Source organism: Ensifer sp. 22460, from assembly GCF_052044935.1.
Lineage (GTDB): Bacteria > Pseudomonadota > Alphaproteobacteria > Rhizobiales > Rhizobiaceae > Ensifer.
In genome coordinates this window covers 1-16,036 of sequence record NZ_JBQENZ010000001.1, presented here as the reverse complement: position 1 = coordinate 16,036, position 16,036 = coordinate 1, and the positions used below count along the sequence as shown (strand labels likewise).

14 protein-coding genes, 1 tRNA gene and 1 pseudogene are annotated in these 16,036 nt (G+C 60.2%); 6 read left to right on the top strand and 10 right to left on the bottom strand.

Annotated features, from left to right (window positions below):
* Positions 1-118 precede the first annotated feature (118 nt).
* On the top strand, positions 119-1,042 hold the full coding sequence (locus tag ACTJKM_RS00080) for a diacylglycerol/lipid kinase family protein (protein ID WP_113132268.1): 924 nt from the start codon (positions 119-121) through the stop codon (positions 1,040-1,042).
* On the opposite strand, the gene ACTJKM_RS00075 is transcribed toward ACTJKM_RS00080, so the two are convergent.
* The gene (locus ACTJKM_RS00075) at positions 979-2,508 is read right to left on the bottom strand and encodes a glycosyltransferase family 39 protein (protein ID WP_113132269.1); all 1,530 of its coding nucleotides are present in this window, start codon (positions 2,506-2,508) and stop codon (positions 979-981) included. The genes ACTJKM_RS00080 and ACTJKM_RS00075 overlap by 64 nt on opposite strands.
* The gene (locus tag ACTJKM_RS00070; protein WP_057252846.1) at positions 2,501-3,478 is read right to left on the bottom strand and encodes a glycosyltransferase family 2 protein; all 978 of its coding nucleotides are present in this window, start codon (positions 3,476-3,478) and stop codon (positions 2,501-2,503) included. The genes ACTJKM_RS00075 and ACTJKM_RS00070 overlap by 8 nt, the downstream gene beginning before the upstream one ends.
* Positions 3,479-3,609: 131 nt before the next feature.
* Here ACTJKM_RS00070 and ACTJKM_RS00065 point away from each other — a divergent pair, with 131 nt between their 5' ends.
* Positions 3,610-4,563 (top strand): lysylphosphatidylglycerol synthase domain-containing protein, encoded by a 954-nt coding sequence (locus ACTJKM_RS00065; protein WP_113132270.1) that lies wholly within the window; start codon positions 3,610-3,612, stop codon positions 4,561-4,563.
* 57 nt (positions 4,564-4,620) lie between these two features.
* On the opposite strand, the gene ACTJKM_RS00060 is transcribed toward ACTJKM_RS00065, so the two are convergent.
* From ACTJKM_RS00060 to ACTJKM_RS00040, 5 genes and pseudogenes are all read right to left on the bottom strand, one after another.
* Positions 4,621-6,123, bottom strand: a complete 1,503-nt coding sequence (locus ACTJKM_RS00060) for an AMP nucleosidase (protein ID WP_058320282.1) — start codon at positions 6,121-6,123, stop codon at positions 4,621-4,623.
* An 83-nt stretch (positions 6,124-6,206) separates the two neighbouring features.
* A pseudogene (locus ACTJKM_RS00055) lies at positions 6,207-6,527 on the bottom strand (YnfA family protein).
* Between the two features lie 217 nt (positions 6,528-6,744).
* Positions 6,745-6,921: a hypothetical protein gene (locus ACTJKM_RS00050; protein ID WP_162261310.1), complete on the bottom strand. Its 177-nt coding sequence runs from the start codon at positions 6,919-6,921 to the stop codon at positions 6,745-6,747.
* A gap of 77 nt (positions 6,922-6,998) precedes the next feature.
* Positions 6,999-7,172 carry a hypothetical protein gene (locus ACTJKM_RS00045; protein WP_093232134.1) on the bottom strand — a complete coding sequence of 58 codons (174 nt, stop codon included), beginning with the start codon at positions 7,170-7,172 and terminating at the stop codon, positions 6,999-7,001.
* Between the two features lie 304 nt (positions 7,173-7,476).
* Positions 7,477-7,818 (bottom strand): DUF2147 domain-containing protein, encoded by a 342-nt coding sequence (locus tag ACTJKM_RS00040; protein WP_057252837.1) that lies wholly within the window; start codon positions 7,816-7,818, stop codon positions 7,477-7,479.
* 596 nt (positions 7,819-8,414) lie between these two features.
* Between ACTJKM_RS00040 and ACTJKM_RS00035 the strand changes: the two genes are divergently transcribed.
* A complete protein-coding gene (locus ACTJKM_RS00035) occupies positions 8,415-8,681 on the top strand; it encodes a sel1 repeat family protein (protein ID WP_057252835.1) in 267 nt (88 codons plus the stop codon).
* 57 nt (positions 8,682-8,738) lie between these two features.
* Here the strand turns inward: ACTJKM_RS00035 and ACTJKM_RS00030 are convergent, their stop codons facing one another.
* The 3 genes from ACTJKM_RS00030 to ACTJKM_RS00020 all read right to left on the bottom strand — a co-directional run bounded on the left by ACTJKM_RS00030 (position 8,739) and on the right by ACTJKM_RS00020 (position 10,887).
* A complete protein-coding gene (locus ACTJKM_RS00030) occupies positions 8,739-9,854 on the bottom strand; it encodes a pyridoxal phosphate-dependent aminotransferase (protein ID WP_440635495.1) in 1,116 nt (371 codons plus the stop codon).
* A gap of 103 nt (positions 9,855-9,957) precedes the next feature.
* A complete protein-coding gene (locus ACTJKM_RS00025; protein WP_058320279.1) occupies positions 9,958-10,335 on the bottom strand; it encodes a PilZ domain-containing protein in 378 nt (125 codons plus the stop codon).
* Between the two features lie 195 nt (positions 10,336-10,530).
* Positions 10,531-10,887, bottom strand: coding sequence for a hypothetical protein (locus ACTJKM_RS00020; protein WP_058320515.1), 357 nt, complete (start codon positions 10,885-10,887; stop codon positions 10,531-10,533).
* A gap of 311 nt (positions 10,888-11,198) precedes the next feature.
* Here ACTJKM_RS00020 and ACTJKM_RS00015 point away from each other — a divergent pair, with 311 nt between their 5' ends.
* The 3 genes from ACTJKM_RS00015 to ACTJKM_RS00005 all read left to right on the top strand — a co-directional run bounded on the left by ACTJKM_RS00015 (position 11,199) and on the right by ACTJKM_RS00005 (position 16,036).
* Positions 11,199-13,415, top strand: a complete 2,217-nt coding sequence (locus tag ACTJKM_RS00015) for a caspase family protein (RefSeq protein ID WP_218372955.1) — start codon at positions 11,199-11,201, stop codon at positions 13,413-13,415.
* 225 nt (positions 13,416-13,640) lie between these two features.
* Positions 13,641-13,730 (top strand) — tRNA-Ser (locus ACTJKM_RS00010).
* Between the two features lie 1,244 nt (positions 13,731-14,974).
* The gene (locus ACTJKM_RS00005; protein WP_440659799.1) at positions 14,975-16,036 is read left to right on the top strand and encodes a porin; all 1,062 of its coding nucleotides are present in this window, start codon (positions 14,975-14,977) and stop codon (positions 16,034-16,036) included.

Genomic DNA, 16,036 nt, shown 5'->3' with positions numbered 1-16,036 from the left:
CGACCGGCACGCGCTCCATTCCCGTTAAGTTTCGGCAAGGTTCTGGAATTGGCCGCAATCGCGATTATCTGATCGCGGTGAGCAGCTTTGCCGCGGCAACGGAGTCAGTGACCCATTCATGAAAATCAAGGCGATCTTCAATCGTGAAGGCGGAACCTTCCGCACGACGGATATGGCGGTCTATGGCCGGAAGGTCGAGGAGGTCTTCCATACCGCCGGCCACCAGATCGAAATTGCGACGGTTTCCGGAAGCGAGATGCGCGAGACCTTGGAGCGCACATGCCGCCGCGATGACCTCGATGCGATAATCGCCGGCGGCGGTGACGGCACGATCTCGGCTGCTGCCGGGGTCGCCTGGAAAAACCGCATGCCGCTCGGCGTTGTTCCCGCCGGGACGATGAACCTTTTTGCCCGCACGCTGAAGCTGCCGCTCGATATCTGGAAGGTTCCGGAGGTGCTGGCGAATGGCGTGATCATCGACGGTGACATCGGCAGCGCCGATGGCCGGGCCTTCGTGCATCAGTTTTCGATGGGCCTGCATGCCCGCATGGTGCGCTATCGCGAGTCCTTCAGCTTTCGTTCGAGGGCAGGCAAAATCGCCGCAAGCACCCGCGCCGCGGTAGGCGTGATTCTCAATCCGCCCGATTTCGAGGTCGAGTTCGATGTCGACGGCCATAAGGAGAGCCGTCATGTTTCGGCGGTTTCAGTCTCGAACAATCCGTTCGGCCGCGATACGCTGATGTATGCCGACGATGTCACAGCCGGCCATCTCGGCTTCTACACGGCGCCGCCCCTAAGCCCGCCGGGCGTGGCCAAGCTCGCCTTCGATGTGATGCGCGGCAAATTCCGCGACAGCCCGCTGATTACCGCCATGAGCGGCCATGCGCTCGATCTGCATTTTCCCAAGGTGGAGCGCAAGATCAACTGCGTCATCGACGGCGAACTCCTGCCGATGGGCCGTGACGTCGCGCTTCGCATTCACCCGGGTGAACTCAAGTTGCTCGTCGGCGCCGACCGCGACGGGTCGTTGATCCAGAAGTAGCCGAAGCCATAGCGATCCGGCAGATTGCCGTGGAGATAGGGCAGGGCGAGTTGCTGCGGCTTCATCGCTGCCTCCGGCACGCCGAGTGACTTCAGGGTGTCGAGAAGCCCGACAGGTGGTTGAGCATCGAGCTTGCCGTTGTCGCTCCAGACCACGAGGAGCGGTCCGGCCGGATGCTCGATCGGAGAGCTGCTGCTGTTGCCGGGGACGAAGACCTTGGCACCGTGCAGGCGCGTGCGCACATTGCCACCAAGCAGCTTGTCCGCGGCGATGACCATCGCCGGCTCGGCTCCCTCCTGTCGGACCACGGTATCCACAAGGGTGCTATAGGGAATGCTGAGCCTCGACAATTTGCCGAACCAGGGGCGAACAACCGCGCGTGCCGAGACGACCACCAAAGTGGTGACGATGATGAAGGCGACGAGCAGCAGGAAGGGGCGAACGCTGCGTGTGGTGTCGACGCCGGAAGCCTCCACCTTGAGGGCCAGGTAGAGCGGCAGCAGGACGAGAAAGAGAACCAGCCATTTCTCGCGCATGTGGGTGGCGCCGACGGCGAGCATGATCAGCAGCACGGCGCCGAGGCACAGCAGCAACATGCGCCCGACGACGCGTGTCCAGTGGTTTTCGGCGCGCCAGATCGTCGGCAGGTCATTGCGGAAGACGAGAGCGAAGACGATCAGGGGAAGTGCGGCGCCGCGAAGCGTGGCGACTACCAGCGCAACGATCCCTTTGAGCGCCTTCGTCAGGTAGCTCGTCTGTTGGGCCGTTCCCATTTCATTGAGGGTATTGCGCGAGGCGGCGCCGAGATTTTCGAGAATCCAGTAGCCGTGCGGCAGCGCAATCAGCGTGCAGACGGCGATCGCAACCAGAATGCGCCAGTCGAAGAGCCGGGCGCGAAGCTTCGGCTCGGGCAGGATCGCAAGAATCGCGGCGGTTGGGACGAGTGCGAAGTTGTACTTCGAGATGACGCCGATGCCGACCGCCGCTCCAGTCAGGACGTAGGCGAACAGACTTGGCCGCGTCATCGTCCGGACGAAAGCGTAAAGGAACAGCGATACGGCAAACAGTGCCGCGACCGTATGCGAAAGGTCGCGCTGTGCGAGCAGGAAAATCGGCGGAAAGGTCAGCACGCCGACCGTTGCGATCGCGGTCAGGCGTCGATCGCTGAGGACCTCGCGTGCTGCGAGGCCGTAGAAGAGGCAACACAGAAACAGGAGCCCATTCTTCAGCACCGTCATCGTCGCAAGCGACGGCCCAAAGGCCGAGGTCAGCCCGTATTGCAGCCAATTGTAGAACGGGGGCTGCGAACCATAGCCGAGCATCAGGAACTGCGAGACGAAGGCCTGTTCCGACTCGTCGATTTCGAGCGATGTGGAAATGGCGAGGCGTAAGCCGATGCAGAGCAGAAAGTAACCGGCGATCAGCGCAACGACGGTGTTTGGCCGACGATTGACGACGTCAAGCATCGGCCGGGTCCCGGACGAAGACCTGCCGCACGATGTAGTTGGTGGTACCGTCGTCGCGGAAATAGGTTCGCGCCATCATCTCAGCGAGAATGCCTGTCGTGATGAGCTGAACGGACGAAAGGAACAGCATGACACCGACGATCAGCATCGGTCGCGTTCCGATATCGTTGCCGAGGATGAACTTGTCGAAGCCGAGATAGATCAGGATCAGCGCGCTGAGCGCGCCGGTCGCAAGCCCGATCGATCCGAAGAAGTGCCCTGGGCGCGCTTTGTAACGCATGAAGAAGAGCACCGACAGCAGATCGAGAATCACGCGGAAGGTTCTGGAGATCCCATACTTGGATTGGCCGTGCTGCCGTGCGTGATGGGTAACGGGCATCTCGCCGATGCGGCTGCTCGGCACCACGCCGGCGACCCAGGCGGGGATGAAGCGGTGCATTTCCCCCATCAGCTTCACCTGCTTGATGACCGAGGTGCGATAGACCTTCAGGCTGCAGCCATAGTCATGCAGCCTGACGCCGGTGATCTTGCCGATCAGGCGATTGGCGCACCAGGACGGGATCTTCCTGAGCAGGAGACCATCCTGCCGGTTCTTTCGCCAGCCGACCAACAGGTCGAGCTCGCGCTCCTCGATCGCCTTGACCATTTCGGGAATATCGGCCGGATCGTTCTGCAGGTCGCCGTCAAGCGTGGCGATCAGGCGCCCGGCGGCAGCGTCGATGCCGGCCTGCATCGCTGCCGTTTGCCCGAAGTTCTTCTGCAATTCGACAATCTTGAGATCGAGGCCCGGATCGGAAAGAGCCATTCTTGCATTTGCCAGCGTTCGGTCGGTGCTGCCGTCGTCAACGAGGATCAGTTCCCACGGAGACGGAAAGTTCGCCAGCGCATCGCGGACACGTGTGATCAGCGGCTGGACGCTGTCCTCTTCGTTGAACACGGGAATGACGACGGATAGTTCGATGGGGTACATAGGAACAGCTCGTACATGCGGCGCTTACAATGCCGCAAGATTTGGATTGGGCTACATAACCGTTTTCTTGCACAGTTATCAGTGATAACCAACGTTCAATCTTGCGTTTCAACACGGGAAATCGAGACCTGATGACTTCGGATTGCGAGTCCGATCGGCGATCCTGGTTCGCCCGCAACCGGATGACATTACTTTCGGCAGGTGCCATTGCGGCCTATGCGGCCTTCGTCGAATGGTTCTGGGGATGGCCGGCGCTGCTGAGGCAATGGTCCGAGATCGGCTTCAGTTCCGCCGTCTCGGCTCTGGTGCTGCTTGTCGCAACCTATTTCATTCGCTGCTATCGCATCTACGATTACTTCCCGAACGAAACGGCGGGGCGCTTCCTGCCGCTGTTTCGCGTCACCCAGGTCCATAATCTCCTCAACATCATGCTGCCGTTTCGTGCCGGGGAAACGAGCTTTCCGCTGCTGATGCGCTCGGAGTTTTCCGTGCCGCTCGCGCGCGGCACGTCCGCTCTTCTGGTGATGCGCCTGCTCGACCTGCACGCCCTTCTCGTCGTTGCGGCCGTCGGTCTCGTCATCGGCCGCGGATCAGCCGCCTTGTGGATGGCATGGCTTGCCGCGTTCGTCTCGCCGCTTCTCTTCTTCCTGCTGAAGGATCACGTGATTGCGCTGGCGCGTCGGCTGTTGCCGACAAAGCTTGATGCTATCGTCGACGAATTGGAGGCGGGCGTCCCGGCCAATATCGTCGCGTTCCTGCGCGCCTGGGGCATGACCATCCTCAACTGGGCGGTCAAGGTGCTTGTCCTTGCCTGGGTGCTGGCCTTCATGGGCGTTGCGCCACTGGCCGCCTGTTTCGGCGGTGCTCTCGGCGGCGAACTCTCCTCGGTGCTGCCGATGCATGCGCCCGCTGGCGTCGGCACCTATCCGGCCGCGATCGCGGCCGGGGCAGTGTCCTTCGGCGCAGGCGCCGATCGCGCCGGAGTGGAACAACTCGCGGCCGCCGGCGTCAACGCACATCTCTTGATCATCGTGTCCGCGGTGGCGGGCACGATGCTGTCGATGGCGCTCGGGAGACGGCGCTGAGCAATTCCAGGAAAAGTGTGAAGCAGTTTTCCGTCCGGAATTGCGCAATTCCAATGGTTACTGGAACGAGGTTTCGTAGAAGCTTCTGAGCTTGCGGGAATGCAGCTTCTCCGGCGGCATGGCCGCAAGCTTCTGCAGCGCAAGGATGCCGATCTTCAGGTGCTGGCTGACCTGTGTCTTGTAGAAGGCGGTCGCCATGCCCGGCAGCTTCAATTCGCCATGCAGCGGCTTGTCCGATACGCAGAGCAGCGTTCCATAGGGCACGCGGAAGCGGAAGCCGTTGGCGGCGATCGTCGCCGATTCCATGTCGAGCGCAATGGCGCGGGCCTGCGACAGGCGCTTGACCGGGCCGCGCTGGTCGCGAAGTTCCCAGTTGCGGTTGTCGATGGTTGCGACGGTTCCGGTGCGCATGATCTGTTTGAGGTCGTAGTCCCGGTAGCCGGTGACCTCGGCAACGGCGTCCTGCAGTGCCACCTGCACTTCCGCGAGCGCCGGCAAGGGGATCCAGACCGGAAGGTCGTCGTCGAGAACGTGATCCTCGCGCATATAGGCATGCGCGAGCACGTAGTCACCAAGGCGTTGGCTGTTGCGAAGACCGGCGCAGTGGCCGAGCATCAGCCAGACATGCGGGCGCAGCACAGCGATATGGTCGGTGATCGTCTTGGCGTTGGATGGGCCGACGCCGATATTGACCATGGTGATGCCGCCGTGCCCCTTCTTCTTCAGGTGATAGGCGGGCATCTGCGGCAGCCGTGCGAGCGTATAGTCGGTCTCCGGCTTGTCGGCGCCGGCGGGCGTGATGATGTTGCCGGGCTCGACGAAGGCCGTGTAGCCATTGCCGCCTTCGGCCATCTGCTGGCGGGCCCAGGCACAGAACTCGTCGATATAGAACTGGTAGTTCGTGAAGAGCACGAAGTTCTGGAAGTGCGTGGCGTTGGTCGCGGTATAGTGGCTGAGCCGCGCCAGCGAATAGTCGATGCGCTGAGCCGTGAAGGGCGCAAGCGGCGAGGGTTCTCCGGGGCCTGGCTCGTAGGAGCCGTTGGCGATCTCGTCGTCGGTCGTCGTCAGGTCAGGCGCATCGAACAGATCGCGTAGCGGAATGTCGATGGTGTTTGCCGCCGATGCCTCCACATAGGCGCCCTCGCCAAAGGCAAAATGCAGGGGGATCGGGGTTGCCGATTCCGAGACGGTGACGCCGAGGCCGTGGTTCCGTATCAGATGCCCGAGCTGCTCCTTCAGATAGTGCCGGAAAAGCTTCGGCCGGGTGATCGTGGTCGTATAGACGCCGGGCGCGCTGACATAGCCAAAGGACAGGCGGGAATCGACATGTCCGAAGCTGCTCGTCTCGATGCTGACCTGCGGATAGCAGGCGCGATAGCGGGTGAGCGGCTCGTCGGACTTGCCCAGGCCCTCGAACGCTTCGCAGAGGAACCGGGTATTGCGCTCGTAGAGCGCCTCGAGGCAATCGACAGCAGCCGCAGGATCGTCGAAGTATTGCGGCTCGAGAGGCTCAGGCGTTGCGACGGAAAGGACGGAGTGTGAAGAGATTCGCTTGTTCATGTCGCATTATAGGCTGCGGCTTCTGACAAGCAAACGACAAGATATTGGCTTGCACGACCGCGCGGCGGCCTCAGGTCATCGGTTCAACGCGGGCCCGCGACGATGACCGCGCTGCCGAGAAGGGCGATGGTCATGCCGGCCAGATCCCAGCGGTCGGGCCTGACCCCTTCGGCAAGCCAGAGCCAGAGCAGCGACGCGGCGATGTAGACGCCGCCATAGGCCGTTTAGGCGCGGCCCGCAGCTTCGCTGTCGATCCAGGTGAGGAGCCAGGCGAAAAGTGCCAGGGAGGCCATGCCGGGAATAAGCCAGAGGATGGATTTATCGAGCTTCAACCACGCCCAGAAGGCAAAGCAGCCGGCGATTTCGGCAAGGGCGGCAAGCGTATAGACGAGATAGGCGGGCATCGGGGCTGACAAGGGGTTGTTGTGGCGAATCCCACAATCGTATCCGATTAGGGGAAACAAGCAGAAACTCAAAGTGCTGCAGCAACCTTGGCGTATCTTAAAAGAAGCACGACGCTGCAGGTGCGAGAGGACAGGAAAGCGGCGTTAAGTGCAAGCCGGAAAGAACAAAGGGGCGCGCGCGCCCCTTTTCATGCAATCCGATCGGGTGGCCCCCGCCTCAGGTCATCGATTGACGCTGCAGGGTGACGAAGAGGACGAGGCCGGCGCCCTGTTTGCCGATGCCGGCACCGTTGGCCTTGGAGTAGGCAAGCGCTCCAACCGGTGCCATCAGCAGGCCGGCCAGTGCAAGCACGCGCAGCGAGAGAAACGCGGATGTCGAAAGAGCGGCCAGCATGTTCGTTTCTCCATCAGATCACGCGGTGATCAGTTTCACTTGGCGGCGGAGCAGGGCGTAGCCCGTCTCGTCCCGGGTTAGAGTTTGGCCTGGCAGTATTGCGCCGTATGCGCGGTGCAATCCGTCAGCGAACCGAGATAGGTATTGGTGCGGCGACGTTCGGTGTCCGCGCTGACGGCAGCGGCGAGAGTTACAGCGAAAACGACCATCAGAAGGCTGATGATGGTGAGGCGCCGAGCAAGGATATCCATGGTTCTGTCCGTTGTTTGGAGGCAGGTTCAAATCGATTGAGTGTGTTTTCGCACACCCAAACTGAATTGATGCTGAGATGTCCGTTCATCTGGCGTTCATCTTCGGTTGCATGGGGAGGCGCGCTGCACGGATCGGGAGATCGAGACCGGTCGCGATCACAGTGGGTGCGCAAGGAGGAGCCAAGGGGGCGGCGCTACGAATGGTCGCGTAACAGCGCTAAGTCCATGGACCGCACATGCAAAAAGGGCGGCCGATGGCCGCCCTTTCAATTCGTCAATGTGTCCGTGCCGCCGTATCGCGCGCTTAGAGGCGCGTCCAGGTCTGTGACTTGCAGAGCACTTTCAGGACGCAGCCCTTCATCTTCAGCGAATTGCCGTTGACGGCGCCAGAACCGCTATAGGTCTTGTCGGTATCCGGATCGGTGATTTCGCCCGAATAGCTGCCGTCGGTACCGGCGAGGTTGCCGATGCGCTTGCCGGCATGCTTGCCGGTCTTCAGCGTCACGCAAAAGGCTCCGCCACAAGGCACAATCTCCGCGGTCGCGCCGCTTGCGGTCTTCCAGTTGCCGACGATCGGTTCTGCCGCTGCCGCCGTCCCGGCAATGCCAAGGGCGAGCGTCGCGGTCATGAGCAAGGTACGTAACATTCCAGTCCTCCAGATCGAGGCTGCCGGCGTGGTCCGCTCCGCCGGCAGCTTTAGATGTCCTCGTATGCAAAAAAGGCAGTCTCCTCACTGCCGCGCGCAAGATAGCTTACGCGCACGTAAAGGTAAACAAGCCAAACGGCGGCTTTTGCTGCTTTTTCTTGGCCGTTTCAAGCAGGTCGAAATCTAGGAAATCCTGGCGGCTCTGCCACCGTCGATCTTTTCGTGGTTAGCGTTTGGTTGAAATCGGCAGTTGAATTTTTCGTAAATTTTGAAGCGAATGCGCCGGATTCCCGGACTTCCGATGTTTAACAAAAGCTCAAGTTTACCAAGCGTTTGAACTTTGTTTGTCGCAAATTAAGCATGCATTTTAAGCGCGCATTGAAAGCCCTGCTGCATATTGAAGCCATAAGACGAGCGGACAAAAACGCTCCGAAAAACCACCGAAGACGACGCCGCAAAAAGATGGCGCGCTCCGGAAGGCCCGCAAAGAGGCAAGGTCGAACAGGGACCAAAACAAGTGCTGATCTGGAGCATGGTCCGCCCCAAACGGGCGGGCCGCTTCGGAAGAACCAACCAGGCAAGACAGGGACAAGACAATGGCACGCTTTGATATGCAGATTGCTTCGGATGCCGCGATGGGTGGTGACAACCAGGCGGAAATCTTCTGTGAAATGGGTCTGGCCTATGCGACCGGCCACGGTCGCCCGGTCGATCTCGTCGCCGCCCACAAGTGGCTGAACATTGCCGCGATCAAGGGCTGCGACCGTGCAGTCGATCTGCGCGCCGATCTGGCGATGACGATGAGCAAGGCAGATCTCGCCGCAGCTCTGCGCGCCGCTCGCGAATGGATGACGGTTCATTGAACCAAATGAGCGGCACCCAGAGGGGCGCCGCCCGACAGCCGGACTCTGAAAGCTGGATCAGGCCAGCTTTTTCAGAACCTCGGGCAGCGCGGCCTCAAACAGGGCCATCTCCGCTTCCGGTCCGGTACTGACACGGACGCAGCGGTTAAGGGGCGCCACTCCCGGCATCCGGATGAAGATGCCATGGTCGTTCATCAGGGTATCGACGATCGCGCGGGCAAAGACCGCATCCCGGCCGCAGTCGATCGCCACGAAGTTCGTGGCCGAAGCGAGCGGCGACAAGCCGTTCTCTGTGCCGATCGCAGCGATACGCTGGCGAGAGGCCGCAATCTTAGCCGTCACTTCTTTCAGATACTCCTGGTCCGCAAGCGCGGCGATCGCCGCAGCGACACCAATCCGGTTCATGCCGAAGTGGTTGCGGATCTTGTCGAATGCCTGGGCGGTGCCCGGCGTGGCGATCACATAGCCGATACGTGAACCGGCGAGCCCGTATGCTTTCGAGAAAGTGCGCGTGCGCACGACGTTCGGGCGATCGATCAAGGCATCGATGGCCGGCAGGGATTCGGCCGGCGCTGTTTCGCAGTAGGCTTCGTCCAGAATAAAGAGCGTTGTTTCCGGAAGGGCCCTGGCAAACTCGACGATGCGGTCTGCCGGCCACCAGCTCCCCATCGGATTGTCGGGATTGGCGAAATAGACGAGCGGCGCATTTTCCCGCTTCACGGCCGCAAGCAAGCCGTCGAGGTCCTCTCGGTCGCCGGCATACGGCACCGTGACCAGCCGGCCGCCATGGCCGACAACGTGGTAGTTGAACGTGGGGTAGGCGCCAAGCGATGTGACGACCGGTATACCCGGCTCGATCACACTGCGGACGATCTGGCCGAGCAACCCGTCGATGCCTTCACCGATCGCGATATTGGCCGGCGTGGTGCCGAGGTGGGCCGCAAGTGCCTGCTTCAGGTCGTGGTTTTCCGGGTCGGCGTATTTCCAGGTTCCGCCGGCTGCTTCCCGGATCGCCGAGAGCACGCTTTCGGCGGGGCCGAAGCCGCTTTCGTTGGCTCCGATTCGCGCGGCGATCGGGCGACCCCTCTGGCGTTCGATGGCCTCCGGCCCGACAAACGGAATTGTTGACGGCAGGGATTGGATGAGCGGCGTGAAGCGAGAAAATGCGGACATGCTGAATAATGGGCCCCGTTCGAATAACGTCACGGGGAACTTATCGCATGCTTTGGCAATTCGGAATCATCCCCGCGAGAAAAGCTGCAGGAATTCCGGTGCTCTACAGCCGCGGCTTTGCGTTCTTGACCTGCCCGGTGAAGAACTCTTGCCGGATGATCTCGCGCAGCAAGGTCTGCTCGATCGGCTTGATGAACTGGACACCGATGCGCTCGCCGTTGCGATAGACTTCGGCGCAACCGATCCTGAGCGGCGTGCCGACGATATGCAGATAATAGTGTTGGGGCAGGCCGATGTTGGTGTCGACGGCAAAGCTCGCGCCGCCACGCGAAATGTCGATCATCCGGCAGGATCGCACGGAGACGCTGCCGAGCCCCGGCTGCACAGCGGTCAGCGTACCGGCGTGCCCGATGGAGAATCGCTCATAGCGCCGCTCGTAGAAAGGCGACGGGACGCAGGAGTACATCGTCTGGTTCTGCATGCGTCATTCTCCGCCAGTGCCGGGTCGGACGCGATCAGTTTCTGACCGCATTCCTTGACCCCGGACAATTCATTTGTCCCACATTGTATCGGTGGGCGATTTCCACCGATGCTAGAATCACTTTTGCATGAGAAACTTGCAATCCCCTGAAATCGATCACTAAAAATCTAATGTCGCACGGCCTGCTTTGAAAGGTCAGATTCCGCCACTTGAAAATTGCATGCGGATCAGCCGGCGCAGGAAGTCCGGCGAAAGCAGCATATTGAAGCGCACGCCAAGCTCTGCGCCTTCGCGATGGACCTGCGAACAGCCGATTTCCTCCTTGAACCCCTCGATTTCCAGGAAAAAGTGTTTTGGTATCAGGATTGCCGCGTTGAAATCGAGCATCGCGCCGGCGATCGAGATATGGCGCAGCAGGCATTGATATTTGGTCTTCGCCTTCAGGTGTTCGCCGATGACGAGGATGCGGCAGGGCCGCTCGATGAAGTAGTGCTGATGGGCAGTCGCAAGCTGGCCGGGCTTTCCTTCCGCGACATGCATCTTCATAGACATGGCAAGCTCCGAGACCGATAGCCTTTCGCAACCTCCGGCAACGTCGTCGTCGATGGAATCGACAGCCGTGCCGCTATCATGTTTCAGCTAAGCGCACCGACTTGCTTCGACCTTGTGCCGGCCACGCGCGTGTCACGGAATAAATTATGATGCGTGCGCACATTGAAAGCCCCCACCTCATACGTAATACTTTGGTCCGGCATGAACGGAACGCCCGATGTGGTGATTCCGCGGTTCAGAGGGGTGAGGGCATCGTTCGTCATTCAAGCCGGGCAAGGCGAAGAACGATGGTCGGTGCCGGAGGGAAGGGCATGTTCATGGGGCATTTGCGGCATTGGCTGCCGCTCTCTATTCTTTGTATGGCGTTGTTTGTGTCGGCGTCCGATGCGTGGGCTGCCAAGCGCGTCGCACTGTTGATCGGCAACGAGAAATATGAAGCAACGTCACCGCTCAACAACCCTGCCAATGACGTGGAACTGATGAAGGCCTCCTTCGAGGAGGCCGGTTTCGATACCGTCACGACGGTGCACGACGTTAGTCGCCAGGACATGGTCAAGGCGTTGCGCGAGTTCGAAGACCTCGCAACCGGTGCCGAAGTCGCGATCGTCTATTATTCCGGTCACGGCATGGAGATGAACGGCGAGAATTTTCTGCTTCCCGTCGACGTGCAATTGAAAACGGACAAGGACGTCGAGGACGAGGCCATCGGGCTCGACCGGGTTCAGCGTTCGCTCGAAGGCGCCACCAAGCTCAAGCTCGTCATCCTCGACGCCTGCCGCAACAATCCCTTTGAGCAGAGCATGACACGCTCGATCTCGACCAGGGCGGTTTCGCGCGGGCTGGCGCGGGTCGAACCGGAATCGGCCGACCTGCTCGTCGCATTTGCCTCCAAGGCCGGCACGGTCGCGCTCGATGGGGAGGGCAAGAACAGCCCCTTCGCCACCGCACTCGCCAAATACCTGACCGAACCCGGCGTCGATGTCCGCATTGCGCTCGGCAAGGTGCGGGACGAGGTGGTGTCGGTGACCAATCGCGGCCAGGAGCCGTTCGTTTATGGGTCGCTCGGTGGTGCGCAGATCTTCCTCAATATCAAAGAGGTGAACATCAGTATCACCAACAACGGCGGACAACTGTCGCCGAACAGCCAATCCGAGGCGGCTGCCGACTGGCAGAACATCCGCGACCTCGCCGACAAGGATCTGCTAACCGCCTTCCTGGCGAAGCATGGATCGGACCCGGTCTATAAGATGCTCGCCGAAAAGAAGCTGAAGCTTTTGACCGAAGCCGAGCAGACGTCGAGCGTGACGCCTGACGAGATTGCCTGGGAAGCCTTGAAACAGTCGACCGATGCGGCGGCGCTGACGCGCTTCATTGAGCGTTATCCTGACAGCAAGTATAAAGCCGAAGCCGAGCAGCAGATCGCGGCGCTCGAGCCGCAAAAGGGTCTCAACGTCTCGCCGACCGGTAAGGACACCCAGGCCTCGCGCGATTGCTATCTGCTGGCGGGCGAGCCGCAATCGATGCCGGGCTTCCTCGGGGTCAATTTCCTGAAGCTCGATTCCGAGCGGGCTTTGACCGCCTGCGCCCAGGCCGTCAACGAGAACCCGGACGATATGATGCTCGTCAACATGCTGGGTCGGGCGCAAGATGCCGGCCGCAATTATGTCGACGCGCGGCGCAACTACCGGAAGGCGGCCGACGGCGGCAACATGTATGCGCTGACGAATCTGGCCTGGTTCTCAGTCTATGGGACCGATGGTCCGGTGGACGTAGACCAGGGCAAGCGCATGTTCGAGGAGGCGGCGAGAGGTGGCAACGCCTACGGCCAGGCGTCACTCGGCTGGCTCTATCGCGAGGGCTACGGCGGCATCGCGCAGGACTATGCGGAGGCGGCGAGGTGGTATGAGCAGGCGGCCAGCCAGGGCTATGCCAACGCCATGGCAACGATGGGTTGGTTCTACCGGGAAGGGCTCGGCCTGCCCAAGGACCTGGCGCAATCGCTGTCCTGGTACAAGAAAGCAGCTGAAAGCGGCGACACCAATGCCATGTCGTCACTCGGATGGGCCTATCAGAACGGATTGGGGACGGAGCAGAACTACGGCGAAGCCAAGGTCTGGTACGAGAAGGCGGCCAATATGGGCGATTCTTATTCCATGGCATTGCTCGGCTGGTTCTACGATATCGGCAACGGTGTCTCGCAGGACTATGTGCAGGCGCGCACCTGGTACGAGATGGCCGCGAATGCCGGCAGCGCCTACGCCATGGGCAATCTGAGCCGTCTCTATGATTACGGCCTCGGTACCAAGGCAGACGCAAAGGAGGCGGTTCGCTGGGCCGCAGCCAGCATCGAGGGCGGCGACCCGGCCAAGCTGGAAGAATTGCGAACGCAGCCCAACAACTTCACGCCGGCGTTCCGCAAGGAAATGCAGGCGCTGCTTAAGGACCGCGGCTACTATGGTGGACCGATTGACGGCGACTTCGGTGCCGCCACTCAGCAGGCGATCGAGCGCCTCGCACGCAAATCGTAGGGCAAGACACGCGGACTTCGGGTTCATTTCTATCGCGTGTGAGAATCGGCCGACCGCAAGCGCCGAAACTTTCCAGCCACTCCTGCTTGGCTGCACGAGTGCCTGTCGCTACGCCCACACGTTTGCTTCCTCCCGGCCAGGCCCACACGGAAAATGAGGGGAATTGCCGGAAACCGACAAAAAAATCTTGCATTGGCCGCTGAGTGTCACTAGTCAGGCGCTAACGGAGAGGTGGCCGAGTGGTCGAAGGCGCTCCCCTGCTAAGGGAGTATACCGGAAACGGTATCGAGGGTTCGAATCCCTTCTTCTCCGCCACTGTTCTTTTGGGTCACAGGCGGCCCCAATTTCTTCTAAGTTTTCAGTGATTTGCGGACAGCCCTAATGATGGGGCTTGTTGCTGCTGTAACCCAGTCGTGTGACCCAGAAATGTTTTGGGACACCTTGGACCAAGATTCCAGAAGACGATAAAGGCTGTCGGCCAGATGTCTGCCCTTCCGGGTTAGGGAGGCGACCTTTTGACGTGGGTCCTCGCTGTACTCCTCCAGCCTGACCAATCCGCACCCAGGCACGTTTGCCCTTTCGAAGTCTTGCTCCGATTTAGATCAATACCGGGCCGAGTGGGTGTATGAGAGTGAATGGCGATTAGTTACGGGGGCAGGAAGGTCCTCCGATAGGCCCTACGACGATTGCCCGATTGGTGCAGAGGACCCGATGGACTGATCTTCGGCCTAAAGACCTCGAAGGAAGTCAGAGATGAACTGACTGCTCTAGCGGCGGCTTATCCCAACATCTCACCGATGGAGGCTCGCCGCGAGCCCTCCAGTTTCGTTCTGCATCTTCACCCTACGCAGCCTCTTTCAGTATCCTAAGGACGCTCGCACGGTTTATTCCTACCGCGTTCACTATCTCGGCTGCTGTCTCACCCTCTGTTTTCAGCTTCAGCACCTCTCTCTCTCTCTCTCTCTCTCTGCCTGGCTGGCGTCAACCGTCGCCCGAGATCTCTGTGGGCCGCGTCCGTCTATAGACGTTCTCTTCCTGCGGGTGCAGGCCACGATCTCGCTGAACCAGAATCAAGGATGCGTTTCGTTTGCGAATCTCGGCATTGATTCTGATGAATCTTTGGATTGCGAAAGGTCCGTCCTGTTCTCATTTCCTGGAGCGAATGCTGTTTTAGCCGCTTGCTGCGGAGGTGGAGTCGGCGTTTGTGGCCATCCTTTCCCCTATTTTGGGCAGCTTTCTGCCTCTTTCTGAAACAGGCTGCGTCTGTTTCCCTAATGCTAAGCCCCTGCCACCAAAGGCTTTTCTTAATGCTTTGTTAATTTTCTTCCGGGGTCTGCGGCGATTTTGTGTCGTTTCAGCAACAGGGTTCGGCGAAGGGCGATGCAAAGCGCGTGATCTCGCTAGTTGGACGTTGCGCCGATGATCCGGTCTTGTATTTTCAACTCCGGAAGCAAGGGCGGTTGATCGTCCGACTTCTTGAACGTTGGGGATGGGGCAGGGAAAGCTGTCCTTCAGCAAAATACCCAGACCCGTTTGAAACTTTTGACTGGAGGTCAGAAATGAACATCAAGAGCCTTCTTCTCGGCTCCGCTGCTGCTCTCGCAGCAGTATCCGGCGCACAGGCAGCCGACGCAATCGTCGCAGCCGAGCCGGAGCCCATGGAATACGTTCGCGTTTGCGACGCTTTCGGCACTGGCTACTTCTACATCCCGGGCACCGAAACCTGCCTCAAGATTGGCGGCTTCATCCGTTTCCAGACCTCGTTTGGTGACGACGCTTCGACCAGCCGTTATGACCAGCGTGACCACGACTTCGACGGCAACGGTGTACTCGATCAGTCCACGTCTGACTGGGATGCCTTCTCGCGCGCTTACATCTCGTTCGACGCCAAAAGCGACACCGAGTACGGCACGCTCACCGGCTTCTTCGCCGCTGAGTTCAACGCCGACAACGACACCGACTCTGGCGATAGCGACTTCATCGACGTTGATGAAGCCTACATCCAGCTCGGTGGCCTCAAGGCTGGTTTCTTCTACAACTGGTGGGATAAGGGCCTGAACGGCGAAACCGACACGCTCGGCAACGTCACCGAGTTCAACTCGATCGCCTACCTCTACGACGGTGGTTCGTTCCAGGCTGGTATCTCGGTTGACGAGCTCGAAGGCTGGTCCACCAAGGCTAACGGCATCGGCATCTCCGGTATCGTTTCGGCTTCGGTCGGCGGCGTTTCCTTCGACTTGCTCGGCGGCTACGACACCGAATGGGAAGAAGGCGCGATCCGCGGCTTGCTCTCGGCTGACCTCGGTCCGGGCGTCTTCCAGCTTGCTGGTATCTGGGCTTCCAACCCGAACACCTACTGGAACGCTTCCGAGTGGTCCGTTGCAGCTTCGTACCGCTGGAACGCCACCGACAAGCTCGCCGTCACCCCCGGCGTTCAGTACTTCGGCAGCCTGCAGGACTCGGTCACCGACTTTGGCAGCGACGATATGTGGCGCGCTGGCGTAACGTTGGACTACAAGATCACCGAAGGCCTCGCGACCCGCGTTTCGGTTCAGTATGAAGATGCTGACAACAGCGACGACCAGGTATTCGGCTTCGTCCGTCTGCAGCGCGACTTCTAA